Annotated in this window: 14 protein-coding genes; 13 read left to right on the top strand and 1 reads right to left on the bottom strand. The window is 37.7% G+C overall.

Annotated features, from left to right (window positions below; genetic code table 11):
* Positions 1 to 52 precede the first annotated feature (52 nt).
* On the bottom strand, positions 53 to 1,315 hold the full coding sequence (gene rho, locus PF272_RS03445) for a transcription termination factor Rho (RefSeq protein ID WP_065234244.1): 1,263 nt from the start codon (positions 1,313 to 1,315) through the stop codon (positions 53 to 55).
* Between the two features lie 159 nt (positions 1,316 to 1,474).
* Here rho and rhlB point away from each other — a divergent pair, with 159 nt between their 5' ends.
* The 13 genes from rhlB to PF272_RS03380 all read left to right on the top strand — a co-directional run bounded on the left by rhlB (position 1,475) and on the right by PF272_RS03380 (position 13,107).
* Positions 1,475 to 2,701: an ATP-dependent RNA helicase RhlB gene (gene rhlB, locus PF272_RS03440; protein WP_271141636.1), complete on the top strand. Its 1,227-nt coding sequence runs from the start codon at positions 1,475 to 1,477 to the stop codon at positions 2,699 to 2,701.
* A gap of 154 nt (positions 2,702 to 2,855) precedes the next feature.
* On the top strand, positions 2,856 to 3,158 hold the full coding sequence (rsfS, locus tag PF272_RS03435) for a ribosome silencing factor (RefSeq protein ID WP_065234246.1): 303 nt from the start codon (positions 2,856 to 2,858) through the stop codon (positions 3,156 to 3,158).
* Between the two features lie 4 nt (positions 3,159 to 3,162).
* The gene (gene rlmH / locus PF272_RS03430; protein ID WP_065234247.1) at positions 3,163 to 3,633 is read left to right on the top strand and encodes a 23S rRNA (pseudouridine(1915)-N(3))-methyltransferase RlmH; all 471 of its coding nucleotides are present in this window, start codon (positions 3,163 to 3,165) and stop codon (positions 3,631 to 3,633) included.
* 5 nt (positions 3,634 to 3,638) lie between these two features.
* A complete protein-coding gene (mrdA, locus tag PF272_RS03425) occupies positions 3,639 to 5,549 on the top strand; it encodes a penicillin-binding protein 2 (protein WP_271141635.1) in 1,911 nt (636 codons plus the stop codon).
* Positions 5,546 to 6,658, top strand: coding sequence for a rod shape-determining protein RodA (rodA, locus tag PF272_RS03420; protein ID WP_271141634.1), 1,113 nt, complete (start codon positions 5,546 to 5,548; stop codon positions 6,656 to 6,658). The genes mrdA and rodA overlap by 4 nt, the downstream gene beginning before the upstream one ends.
* Before the next feature lie 43 nt (positions 6,659 to 6,701).
* Positions 6,702 to 7,538, top strand: coding sequence for a septal ring lytic transglycosylase RlpA family protein (locus tag PF272_RS03415; protein WP_271141633.1), 837 nt, complete (start codon positions 6,702 to 6,704; stop codon positions 7,536 to 7,538).
* Positions 7,539 to 7,668: 130 nt separating this feature from the next.
* On the top strand, positions 7,669 to 8,853 hold the full coding sequence (locus tag PF272_RS03410) for a serine hydrolase (RefSeq protein ID WP_271141632.1): 1,185 nt from the start codon (positions 7,669 to 7,671) through the stop codon (positions 8,851 to 8,853).
* A gap of 137 nt (positions 8,854 to 8,990) precedes the next feature.
* The gene (gene ybeD, locus PF272_RS03405; protein ID WP_065234252.1) at positions 8,991 to 9,263 is read left to right on the top strand and encodes a DUF493 family protein YbeD; all 273 of its coding nucleotides are present in this window, start codon (positions 8,991 to 8,993) and stop codon (positions 9,261 to 9,263) included.
* 14 nt (positions 9,264 to 9,277) lie between these two features.
* Positions 9,278 to 9,988, top strand: coding sequence for a lipoyl(octanoyl) transferase LipB (gene lipB, locus PF272_RS03400; RefSeq protein ID WP_065234253.1), 711 nt, complete (start codon positions 9,278 to 9,280; stop codon positions 9,986 to 9,988).
* Between the two features lie 11 nt (positions 9,989 to 9,999).
* The gene (gene lipA, locus PF272_RS03395) at positions 10,000 to 10,962 is read left to right on the top strand and encodes a lipoyl synthase (protein ID WP_065234254.1); all 963 of its coding nucleotides are present in this window, start codon (positions 10,000 to 10,002) and stop codon (positions 10,960 to 10,962) included.
* A gap of 152 nt (positions 10,963 to 11,114) precedes the next feature.
* Complete coding sequence (locus PF272_RS03390; protein WP_271141631.1) at positions 11,115 to 12,644, top strand: YifB family Mg chelatase-like AAA ATPase; 1,530 nt, start codon at positions 11,115 to 11,117, stop codon at positions 12,642 to 12,644.
* Positions 12,645 to 12,797: 153 nt separating this feature from the next.
* Positions 12,798 to 12,977, top strand: a complete 180-nt coding sequence (locus PF272_RS03385) for a hypothetical protein (protein WP_065239613.1) — start codon at positions 12,798 to 12,800, stop codon at positions 12,975 to 12,977.
* Positions 12,970 to 13,107 (top strand): hypothetical protein, encoded by a 138-nt coding sequence (locus PF272_RS03380; RefSeq protein ID WP_271141630.1) that lies wholly within the window; start codon positions 12,970 to 12,972, stop codon positions 13,105 to 13,107. The genes PF272_RS03385 and PF272_RS03380 overlap by 8 nt, the downstream gene beginning before the upstream one ends.
* Positions 13,108 to 13,244 lie beyond the last annotated feature (137 nt).

Here is a 13,244-nt window from a genome sequence, read left to right as displayed (position 1 = left end):
AAACCGCATTGATAGTGACTACCAATGCGGTTATTTCATCAAAATTTAAACATTAAGAGCGTTTCATTGCTTCAAAAAATTCTTCATTAGTTTTTGTCATTGACAATTTATCAATGAGGAATTCCATTGCTTCAATCTCACCCATTGGATGAACAATCTTACGTAAAATCCACATTTTTTGTAATTCATCTGGGGTGGTGAGTAACTCTTCTTTACGTGTACCAGAGCTATTGAAGTCGATTGCTGGGAAGACACGTTTCTCTGCAATTTTGCGTGAAAGATGAAGCTCCATATTCCCTGTTCCTTTGAACTCTTCATAAATCACTTCATCCATTTTTGAACCAGTATCCACTAATGCTGTCGCAATGATCGTTAAGCTACCGCCTTCCTCTACATTACGAGCTGCACCAAAGAAACGTTTTGGTCGATGTAATGCGTTCGCATCCACCCCACCTGATAACACTTTTCCTGACGCAGGCGTTACCGTATTGTAAGCACGTGCTAAACGTGTAATTGAGTCTAATAAAATCACAACATCTTTTTTATGTTCTACCAAACGTTTAGCTTTCTCAATAACCATTTCTGCAACCTGTACATGACGTGCTGCTGGCTCATCAAAGGTTGATGCAACCACTTCACCTTTTACCATACGTTGCATTTCGGTCACTTCTTCTGGACGCTCATCAATTAACAACACCATCAAAATACATTCTGGATAGTTATATGTGATGCTTTGTGCAATATTTTGTAAGAACATTGTCTTACCTGCTTTCGGTGGTGCAACGATTAAAGCACGTTGTCCTTTCCCGATTGGTGCAGCTAAATCCAAAATACGTGCAGTTAAATCTTCTGTTGAACCATTACCACGTTCCATACGTAAACGATAATTTGCGTGTAATGGAGTAAGATTTTCAAAAAGGATTTTATTACGGGAGATTTCAGGACGGTCATCATTGACTTGATTAACTTTGAGAAGAGCAAAATAACGTTCACCTTCTTTTGGCGGTCGAATTTTACCTTCGATCATATCCCCTGTACGCAGGTTAAAACGGCGAATCTGACTTGGGGAAACATAAATATCATCTGGGCCAGCTAAATAAGAACTATCTGCAGAACGTAAGAAACCAAAGCCATCAGGTAAAATTTCTAAAACACCATCACCAAAAATGTCTTCACCACTTTTTGAATGTTGTTTAAGGATTGCGAAAATAATGTCTTGTTTTCTTAAACGAGCTAAATTTTCTAGCCCCATTTGTTCCTCGCCCAATTTCACAAGCTCAGAAACAGGCGTATTTTTTAATTCTGTTAAATTCATAATAACTGAAATGTTGTTGTAGATTAGATTAAAAACGAATTGTAATTTAGATATGAGATAAAAATTCAGTCGCAAAATTACCATTAAAAAAGACTATTGTCTAGTTTTAGAGTAGAATTTGCGCTGAATTTAATAAAATCTTAACTTTATTTCTAATTTATGGAACATCAATATCTCACATCAACACGTTTTCGTGATTTTTCGCTTGATCCTGCGATCTTAGCTGCCTTACAGCAAATGGGGATGGAATACTGCACCCCAATTCAAGCGCTTTCGCTGCCATATTCTTTACAAGGGAAAGATATTGCAGGACAAGCACAAACTGGAACAGGTAAAACCGTTGCTTTTCTAACTGCCCTATTCCAATATTTACAAAAATCACCCCAAGCAAAAGCTCAACTCTCCGCACTGATTCTTGCCCCGACCCGAGAACTCGCTGTACAAATTCATCATGATGCACAGATATTTGCAGAAAAAACAGGATTAACACTAGGTTTGGCTTATGGTGGTGATGGTTACGAGAAACAGTTACAAACATTACAAGATGGTGTCAATATTCTAATAGGTACGACCGGTCGGGTAATTGACTATGTAAAACAACGCGTTATCTCCTTAAATCATATTCAATGTGTAGTTTTAGACGAAGCCGACAGAATGTTTGATCTCGGATTTATTCGAGATATTCGCTATTTATTACGGCATTGCCCACCACCTACTGAACGATTAACAATGCTCTTTTCTGCCACGCTCTCTTTCAAAGTACGTGAGTTGGCTTTTGAAGATATGAATGATCCGCATTATGTTGAAATAGAATCCGCATATAAAACAGCCGACACTGTAAAAGAGGAACTTTTTTATCCCTCTAACCAAGATAAGATGAAGTTATTACTTACATTACTCGAAGAGGAATGGCCAGAACGTTGTATTGTATTTGCCAATACTAAACATCAATGCGAAAAAATTTGGCAATATTTGTTGGCTGATGGGCACCGTGTGGGTTTACTCACAGGTGACGTCTTACAAAAGAAACGTTTTAAATTATTGGAACAATTCACACAAGGCGAACTCGATATTTTAGTGGCAACAGATGTAGCAGCACGTGGCTTACATATTCCTCAAGTAACGCACGTTTTTAACTATGATTTACCTGATGATTATGAAGATTATGTGCATCGAATTGGGCGTACTGGCCGTGCGGGAGAAACAGGCATTTCAATTAGTTTTGCATGTGAAGATTATGCAATTAATCTGCCAGCAATTGAACAATATATTGGTCACCAGATCCCCGTCAGTCATTACGATCCTACTGTGTTATTACCCTTACCTAAGATAAAAAAGACAACAACCAATAAGAAATATTACGCAGCAAATCCTCGTCATAGATAAAAACAGATATGCCATTTAATTGAAGTTAAATGGCATTCTCTAATTTTCACCTCACACAATTTTGTTCTAATTTCCCTCTACAAAAATATCGTGGTACAATTCGCCCCTTAAATTTTCAAGATGTATCATTTTTTAAGCAAAAAAGGGCTTTAGCGTGTTAGAAATTATTGTCGATGAACTAGATAATTTAAAAGCAAAAGATATTTTAGTTCTTGATGTGAAAGGCAAATCACCTATCACTGATCATTTAATTATCTGCACTGGTAACTCCAGTCGTCACGTCGCTTCTTTAGGCGAAAATTTAATGACAAATTGCAAACAAAAACAGATTGAAAATTTTGGTGCAGAAGGCTTTAACACAAGCGATTGGATCGTAGTTGATTTCGGGCAAGTTATGGTGCATATCATGCAAGAAGAAGCTCGCAATCTCTATCAATTAGAAAAACTTTGGGCATAATCTAATGAAAATACAGCTAATTGCCGTAGGGACTAAAATGCCTGCTTGGGTAACTGCCGGTTTTGAAGAATACCAACGCCGTTTTCCTAAGGATTTACCACTTGAGTTGATTGAAATCCCCGCTGGAAAGCGAGGCAAAAATGCAGATATTAAACGAATCTTAGAAAAAGAAGGTGAGTTAATGTTAGCTGCTTGTGGTAAAAATAGTATGATTGTTACCCTTGATATTCCAGGTAAACCTTGGACTACACCACAATTAGCACAACAATTAGAAAGCTGGAAACAAGATGGTCGAGATGTCAGTTTATTAATTGGTGGCCCGGAAGGATTATCACCTGAATGTAAACAGGCTGCTGAACGTAGTTGGTCTTTATCACCGCTCACTTTACCGCATCCATTGGTTCGTATCGTTGTAGCTGAAAGTCTTTATCGTGCTTGGAGTTTAACCACTAATCACCCTTATCATCGAGAATAATTAAGATGAAATTTTTGAAATTATTGCAAGAAAAGGAGACGATTCGTGACAATCAAGCAGAAAGTAATCTGTTTGCGCGTCGTGCATTAATTTCATTTATTGGTGTAATAATTCTGACTGGCGTATTAATTACCAATCTGTATAACTTACAAGTTGTGAATTATGAGGCCTATCAAACACGCTCGAATGGAAACCGGATTAAGTTACTGCCTATCGCCCCTACTCGCGGCTTTATTTACGATAAAAATAATAAAATTTTAGCAGAAAACTTAACCTTCTTTGGTTTATATATTGTTCCTGAAAAAGTCGATAATTTAGACGAAACCTTTAATCAACTGCGTCAAATCGTCGGGCTTACTGATGATGATATTGAGGCTTTTAAAAAAGAACGTCGTCGTTCACAACGTTATACACCAATTTTATTAAAAGCCGATTTAAGCGAAGAACAGATTGCTCGTTTTTCTGTTAATCAATATGCCTTTCCAAACATTGAAGTTAAACCTTATTTTAAACGACACTATCTCTATGGTGAGCCACTTACCCATATTCTTGGCTATGTTGCCCGTATTAATGATCGTGATGTAGAACGCCTTAAACAAGAAGAGAAAGAAGTAAACTATTCTGGTACACACGATATCGGGAAGTTAGGGATTGAACGCTATTATGAAGACGTTCTACATGGACAAGTCGGTTTTGAAGAAGTTGAAGTCAATAGCCAAGGGAAAGTCATTCGTAAATTACGTGAACAACCTGCGATTGCTGGTAAAAATATTCGCTTGACCTTAGATGTGGATTTACAGCGTTATATTTTTAATTTACTTGGGGATCAAAAAGCAGCTGTCGTGGTAATGAATCCAAAAGACAGTAGTATTCTCGCGATGGTATCTACTCCAAGTTACGATAATAATCTATTTGTAGATGGTATTTCCTATAACGACTATCAACGTTTATTAAATGATAGTGATCGTCCTTTATATAGTCGTGCATTACAAGGCGCTTACCCACCAGCCTCTACTGTGAAACCGTTTATTGCAGTGTCTGCTTTGACGGAAGGGGTCATTACGCCAAATACTACCTTCTATGATCCGGGTTATTTTGCAATTCCTAATACAACAAAACGTTTCCGCAACTGGCTAAAAACCGGGCATGGTTCTACAAATGTAATCAAAGGTATTACAGAATCTTCTGATACATTCTTCTATAACGTTGCTTATCAGATGGGAATTGATCGTCTCTCAGAATGGATGCAAAAATTTGGCTTCGGTCAATCTACTGGCGTAGATATTTTAGAAGAAACTAACGGCGTGATGCCGACCCGCGAATGGAAACAAAAACGGTATAAAAAACTATGGTTCCAAGGAGATACAATTCCTGTTGGAATTGGACAAGGTTATTGGACTGCGACACCATTACAATTAGCCAAAGCGTTAGCAATCTTAATTAATAATGGCAAAGTGAATACGCCACATTTAATGCAGGAAATTATTGGTAACCAAGTTGAACCTTATCAAGATCAGCACCCTTACCCAGATATTACTGAACCGACCACAGCTTCTTGGAATATTGCGAAACAAGGGATGTATGGGGTGGTGAATAGTCCTAATGGAACAGCAAGAAAGGCTTTCGTTGGTACACCTTACAAAATGGCAGGAAAATCAGGTACTGCACAAGTGTTTAGTTTGAAAAAAAATGAAACTTATAATTCTAAAAATTTATCTAAGCACCTGCACGACCACGCCTGGTTCAATGCTTTTGCCCCATTTGATAATCCAGAAGTCATTGTCACCATTATTATGGAAAATGCTGGCGGTGGTTCTGGAAACGCGGCACCGATTGTCAGACAAATTTTTGACTATTATTTTGCGCATAAACAAACAAATGGTGAATTTAATCCTAGCGGAGTATCGACACAATGACTGAAAAACATACAATAGTGTCCTTATGGCAGAAGTTACACATTGATTTAAAACTGCTTCTAGGTTTAATTGTCGTTGTTATTTATGGCCTAATCGTGTTATATAGTGCATCTGGTGGCAGCGAAAAAATGCTTGATAATCGTGTCATGCAAGTGGCAATGGGGTTTGCGGTAATGTTTATTTTTGCCCAATTACCCCCGCGATTTTATCAAAAAATAGCACCTTACTTATACGTTGTAGGTATTATCCTATTGATTTTAGTGGATTTAATTGGAACCACTAGTAAAGGTGCACAACGTTGGTTGGATTTAGGTTTATTCCGTTTTCAGCCTTCAGAATTAATTAAACTTTCGGTCCCATTGATGGTGGCAACCTTTTTAGGTAAACGTCAATTACCGCCGAGTTTATTAAATACAGTAATCGCCTTACTGTTAATTATCGTACCGACGTTATTAGTTGCAATTCAACCTGACCTAGGTACATCAATTCTTGTTGCAGCATCAGGTATCTTCGTGGTATTTCTTGCTGGCATGAGTTGGAAATTAATTGCTTCTGCCATCGTCGGCGTAGCAGCTTTTATTCCTGTGTTATGGTTTTACTTGATGTATGATTACCAAAAAACACGGGTATTAACCTTGCTTGATCCAGAAAAGGATCCATTAGGCGCAGGTTATCATATTATTCAATCTAAAATTGCCATTGGCTCTGGTGGGCTGTTTGGTAAAGGTTGGATGATGGGAACGCAGTCACAATTAGAATTTTTACCTGAACCGCATACTGACTTTATTTTTGCAGTATTAAGTGAGGAGCACGGTCTAGTTGGGATTATTATTTTATTAACGATCTATTTATTTATTATTGGGAGAGGATTAATTATTGGTGCGAAAGCACAAGACGCCTTCGGTCGTATTTTGACCGGCGCTTTAACATTGATATTCTTCGTTTATGTCTTTGTTAATATTGGTATGGTGAGCGGTATTTTGCCTGTTGTAGGAGTTCCATTACCACTAATCAGTTATGGTGGGACTTCATTTGTGACATTAATGGCCGGTTTCGGGTTAATAATGTCAATACATACACATCGACGAATGCTTTCTCATGGAAGCTAATTTCCATTTGAGCAATCAAAGAAAGTTAGGGAACATATTTAATATGAAACTAAAGAAATATTTAACTGTATTGGCTACGTTATTTTTTCTGTTTCAGACGTCTGTTGCGTTAGCCAAGACAGAAGTAAAAAATGAAACTAAGAAAGTTTATGGTATTGCGGGTCCAAAGTTACAATATCATCCTAAAAAGAACACAAGTAAAACTTATATCGTAAAAGGTGTACGGTATCGAACCGTTACCTCAAAAGAAGCTAAAAATTATGCCAAGCAAGGCAAAGCGACTTTTTATCATCCTAAATTTGTAGGACAAAGAACATCAAGTGGTGAGGTTTATAATGAAAAACTCTTCACCGCTGCACATAAAACATTACCATTGAACAGTTATGTGTTAGTGACTAATTTACGTAACCACAAAAAAGTTGTAGTGCGTATTAATGATAGAGGACCTTTCCATTCAAACCGGATTATTGATCTTTCCAAAGCTGCGGCAAAAGAACTAGGCATGACAGCGCGTGGTGTTGCTAATGTAAAATTAGATATGGTCATTATTGATCGTAATGGCAACCTGTCAGGTAAAGGCGGAATTACATTAATTGCCTCACGCCAACAAATGCAAGATGATGTCACACCTGAGTTAAAGACACAAAAAGTCAACAGCCAATTTAAGCTTACCGCAAGCAATATAGAAAGTAGAGAAAAAGCAGAGCAATTAATCTCTGACCTTGCAATGAATGATGTTAAAACAGAAATCACTCAAGAAGGTGACAAATTTAATATCCATTTTGGTCCATTAGTTGATCAAGCTAAGGTAAATAGCATTAAACTCGCCTTTTCTCGTTTAAATCCAGAAAATAGCCAACTTTACACTTATCGCTATTAATCTGTAATACTTAAAGGTTTAAAACCTTTCCTTTATCGCGATATAATTATACGCATTCAATGTCGGCACAACACAGCGTTTCCAGCAACGTGTTGTGCCATATATTCAAATAAGTTGTAAGGAAGAAAACATGTCATTGTACTCTAAAAAACTGAAAAAACTTGTGTTAGCCGGTTTACTCAGTTTTTCTAGCATTTCTATTGCATATGCAGAAGGTGTTTATGATATTGCACCGCCACAAGTTAATGCGCAAACTTATATTTTAATGGATTACCACACAGGTGCTGTGTTAGCCGCACTAAACCCAGATCAAAAACATTATCCTGCTTCATTAACCAAAATGATGACCAGTTACGTGATTGGGCAAGCACTCAAAGAAGGCAAAATCCACAATACCGATATGGTCACTATTGATGAAGAATCTTGGGGGAAAAACTTCCCTGGTTCATCAAAAATGTTCCTTAATGTTAATCAACAAGTATCAGTCGCTGATTTAAATAAAGGTATTATCATTGCTTCTGGTAATGATGCTTGTGTTGCAATGGCGAAATATTTAGCCGGTTCACAAGCCAACTTCATCAATATGATGAATCAATATGTTGATCAATTTGGCTTAAAAAATACCCACTTTGAAACAGTGCATGGGTTAGACCATGAAAACCAATATTCAACATCACGTGATATGGCAATTATCGGTGCGAAATTAATTCGTGACTTACCAGAGGAATACCATATCTATGCTGAAAAAGAGTTCACTTTTAATAACATCAAACAACCAAACCGTAACGGTCTATTATGGGATAAAAATCTCAAAGTTGATGGTTTAAAAACAGGTCATACCGACGAAGCTGGTTATAACCTGGTTGCTTCTGCTGTAGATAATAATATGCGTCTTATCTCGGTGGTTATGGGAGTAAGTTCTTTTAAAGGCCGTGAAGTAGAAAGCAAAAAACTCTTACAATGGGGATTTGCTAATTTTGAAAATGTAAAACCATTAGCAGCAAATCAAGTAGTATCTGAACAACCAATTTATTATGGTAAAGAGAGTAAAGTAAAATTAGGTACACTTTCAGACGTTTATTTGGTTATTCCAAAAGGTAAGAGCCAATCTGTTAAAGCACGTTATCAACTTAACCAAAAATTCTTAGAAGCCCCATTGAAGAAAGGCCAAGTTGTTGGTTCAATTGTTTATCAATTAGATGGCAAAGATATTCAAACCGCAAACCTTCAAGTTATGGACAATGTTGAAGAGGCTGGTTTTGTTGGCAAAATTTGGGACTGGATAGTGCTTACAGTAAAAAGCATTTTTAGTTAGAATAGTTCCTTTTAAGTAGTTTGCTTATTCCTTGAAATTTATCTAACCCACCCCATATGCGGTGGGTTAAATTCCATTGATAGCTTGCCTATTTGGTTTATAACAAAACAGTTATCAAAGAAAAAAGAGAAGAGATCATGCAACAAGAACAACCAAAATTAAAAGATTTATTAGAGTTTCCTTGCGACTTTCCTTACAAAGTCGTTGGTTTAGCTCATCCAGAACTCACCGATCGTGTTCTTGCCGTTGTGCAACAACACGCTCCGGGTGATTACAGCCCATCTATCAAACCAAGCCGTAATGGCAAATACCACTCTGTTTCTATTACCATTACCGCACAAAATATTGAACAAGTGGAAACACTGTATAAAGAGCTTGCTGAAATCGAGTTAGTAAGAATGGTGTTATAACAAGGATGGTATCTATGGGAAGTACAACAGAACATCTTGAGCAGCAAGTGATTATTCGTCAACTTGGTGTGCAACCTTACGATACCATTTGGCACCGTATGCAAGAATTTACCGATCAACGCACCGCTGAAACTATTGATGAAATTTGGTTAGTCCAACACCCGCCCGTTTTTACTCAAGGGCAAGCAGGCAAAGCGGAACATATTCTAACCAAAACTGATATTCCAATTGTGCAATCTGATCGTGGTGGACAAGTAACTTATCACGGACCAGGTCAGCAAGTTATGTATATCCTCGTGGATATCAAAAGACGCAAATTAATTGATAAGTTGTCTGGCAATGAATCACCATTATCCGTAAGAGATCTCGTGACCGATTTAGAACAGTGCGTGGTAAAAACATTAGCGGATTATGGCATTGAGGGCTATCCAAAGCCAGATGCACCCGGTGTTTATATTGATGGTAAAAAAATTTGCTCGCTTGGATTACGGATTCGCAAAGGCTGTTCTTTCCATGGTTTAGCATTTAACATCCATATGGATTTATCACCATTCCACACTATTAATCCTTGTGGTTATGCTGGTTTAGAAATGTGTCAATTACAAGATTTTATTGATACAGAAATTACCTGTGCAGATGTCGCACCAAAACTGATCAAACATTTTACAGATTTAATTGGCTACCAACAGTTAAGCTATGTTGATGGCTTTCCCGACAACAAATAAGGAATATTAATATGGGCACACCATTTAAAATGGAACGTGGCGTGAAATACCGTGATGCGGCGAAAACGTCAATTATCCCAGTAAAAAATATCGATCCAAACCAAGAATTACTACCAAAACCTGAATGGATGAAGATTAAACTCCCAGCCACTTCAGAGAAAATTCTTAATATCAAAAAAGCAATGCGTAAAAATGGACTCAATTCAGTGTGTGAAGAGGCATCTTGCCCTAACTTAGCTGAGTGTTTCCATCATGGTACAGCAACGTTTATGATCTTAGGTGCGATCTGTACTCGCCGCTGTCCATTCTGTGATGTTGCCCATGGTAAACCTTTACCACCAGATCCAGAAGAACCGAAAAAACTCGCACAAACAATTAAAGATATGGGGTTACGTTATGTAGTAATTACATCGGTTGACCGAGATGATTTACGCGATGGCGGTGCTGGACATTTCGCCGAATGTGTTAAAGAAATTCGTGCCTTAAACCCAAATATCAAAATTGAAATTTTAGTGCCTGACTTCCGTGGTCGTATTGAAGTCGCATTAGAAAAACTGTCAGAAAATCCACCTGATGTATTCAATCACAACTTGGAAAATATCCCTCGTTTATATAAAGAAGTGCGTCCAGGTGCTGATTATCAATGGTCATTACGTCTGTTACGTGAATTCAAACAGATGTTCCCTCATATTCCAACTAAGTCTGGTTTAATGGTTGGTTTAGGCGAAACCAATGAAGAAATTCTTGAAGTTATGCAAGACTTACGTGATAACGGCGTGACAATGCTGACATTAGGTCAATATTTACAACCTAGCCGTCACCATTTACCCGTTGCTCGTTATGTACCGCCAACAGAATTCGATGAATTCCGTGCGAAAGCTAAACAAATGGGCTTTGAACACGCCGCTTGTGGTCCATTCGTTCGTTCATCTTACCATGCAGACCTACAAGCCAAAGGTGTTGAGGTAAAATAACATCTTCTTTCTATATACAGTTACCCACAAATGAATATTTCCATTTGTGGGTTTATTTTTCTTTCACGATCCTGATCGCAAATCAATATATTTTTTCACGTTGTTCCCGTAAAAACTTTTATCTTTAATTTTATTTAATTAACGGGAAAATTATGTCATTAGCTATTGTTTATAGCCGTGCTTCTATTGGTGTTGAAGCACCACTGGTTACGATTGAAGTGCATATTAGTAAAGGATCGCCGGGGTTGACCCTTGTTGGTTTACCCGAAACCACCGTAAAAGAAGCAAGAGATCGTGTCCGCAGCGCATTACTTAATGCCAATTTTCGTTATCCTCCACAACGTATCACAATTAATCTTGCCCCAGCAGATCTACCCAAAGAGGGAGGTCGTTTTGATCTACCTATTGCCTTAGGTATTCTTGCTGCCTCAGGGCAAATTGACGCTAAACGATTACGATCGTTTGAGTTTGTGGGAGAGTTAGCCTTAACGGGTAACTTACGTGGTGTACAAGGTGTGATTCCTGCTATTCTTGCGGCACAAAAAGTAAAACGAGAGTTGATCATTGCCAAACAAAATGCAACAGAAGCAACATTAGTTGCCAATACACAAACCTATTTTGCTGATTCATTATTAGAAGTTGTCAGCTTTCTCAATCAACAACATACCTTACCTATTGCTCAAACATTAGAGATTACCGAGCAAAACTCTTCACATTCTGTCCTCGATATGACCGATATTATTGGCCAACAACACGCCAAACGTGCTTTGTTAATTGCTGCGGCAGGGCAACATAATCTATTGTTTCTTGGCCCACCCGGAACTGGAAAAACTATGTTGGCCAGTCGTTTAACCACTCTACTTCCTGAAATGAATGAACAAGAGGCTATCGAAACAGCGGCAATTAACAGTTTAGTGCAACACCGTCTTGATTACCGACATTGGAAGCAACGTCCATTTCGTGCACCACATCATAGTGCTTCGATGGCAGCATTAGTCGGTGGTGGCACGATCCCGAAACCCGGTGAAATCTCTTTAGCACATAATGGTGTCCTTTTTTTAGATGAACTCCCTGAATTTGATCGCAAAGTCTTAGATGCCTTACGACAACCATTAGAAAGTGGAGAAATTGTCATTTCAAGAACATCCGCTAAAGTCACATTCCCGGCTAAGTTTCAACTCATTGCGGCAATGAATCCAAGCCCAACCGGGCATTATCAAGGTACACATAATCGCACTTCACCACAACAAATTATGCGGTATCTGAATCGTTTATCTGGTCCGTTTTTAGATCGTTTCGATCTTTCGATTGAAGTGCCTTTATTGCCACAAGGCACATTACAACAATTACCTAAAGATGAAAACAGTAGTGAAAAGTTACGCCAGCTGGTGCTCCAAGTACGGGAACAGCAACTTACTCGCTCAGGTAAGATTAATGCCCATTTATCAGGCAAAGAGATTGAGAGATACTGTAAGTTACAACAAAATGATGCTGTGTTTTTAGAAACCGCATTGAATAAATTGGGGTTATCGGTGCGTGCTTATCACCGTATTTTACGTGTTGCACGTACTATTGCTGATCTTGCCAATGAATCCGATATTCAGCGTACACATTTAGCCGAAGCGTTAAGTTATCGTGCAATGGATCGTTTATTACAACGTTTAACCTCTGGTATGGAATAGATAAAACATATCTCTAAAAAGTAATTTTCTAGAGAAATTTATGCCTTACAATTTAGTATTACATACAAATTTTTATAAAATATATTTATAGTGCTGTATCTTTTTCCACAGTGAATTAATACAATGAAACTACTTGTCAAAAAGGAGATGTGTATGTTTGTAAAAGAACATGGCTATGATGAATTTGTAGCAGAGAAAATAAAAGAGGCTAGAGAAGATATCTCTGCTGGCAAATATATCACGCTAGAGCAGGCTAAAACTCGTATGCGAAAAACTATACAAAAAACATCGAAAGATTTAAATTCATCACTTAACCAGGTAGTAAATGGCTAAGTCTGTCGTTATTTCTCAACGTGCTGCCACTGATATAGATATTATTCTGAGTAATGTGATCGAATTTACTGGTTTTGAAATAAGTGGAATTCGTCTATTTGAAGAATTTTCAGAAAAATTTGACTCCTAATGGACATTTTGGAGGCTAAAAGTCATTTTTACTCATCAAATAATCCTGAATAAACTTAATCTTACGTTCCTTCTTTAACCCTTGATGGCATCTCAATTTGTTCTTTAAATCTCCAAATAGACCTTCTAAGTAATTTG

Origin of the sequence: Gallibacterium faecale, from assembly GCF_027920745.1 — a bacterium.
Taxonomy (GTDB): Bacteria; Pseudomonadota; Gammaproteobacteria; order Enterobacterales; family Pasteurellaceae; genus Gallibacterium; species Gallibacterium faecale.
The sequence above is the reverse complement of the archived record's forward strand: the minus strand, read 5'-3'. Positions and strand labels throughout refer to the sequence as shown.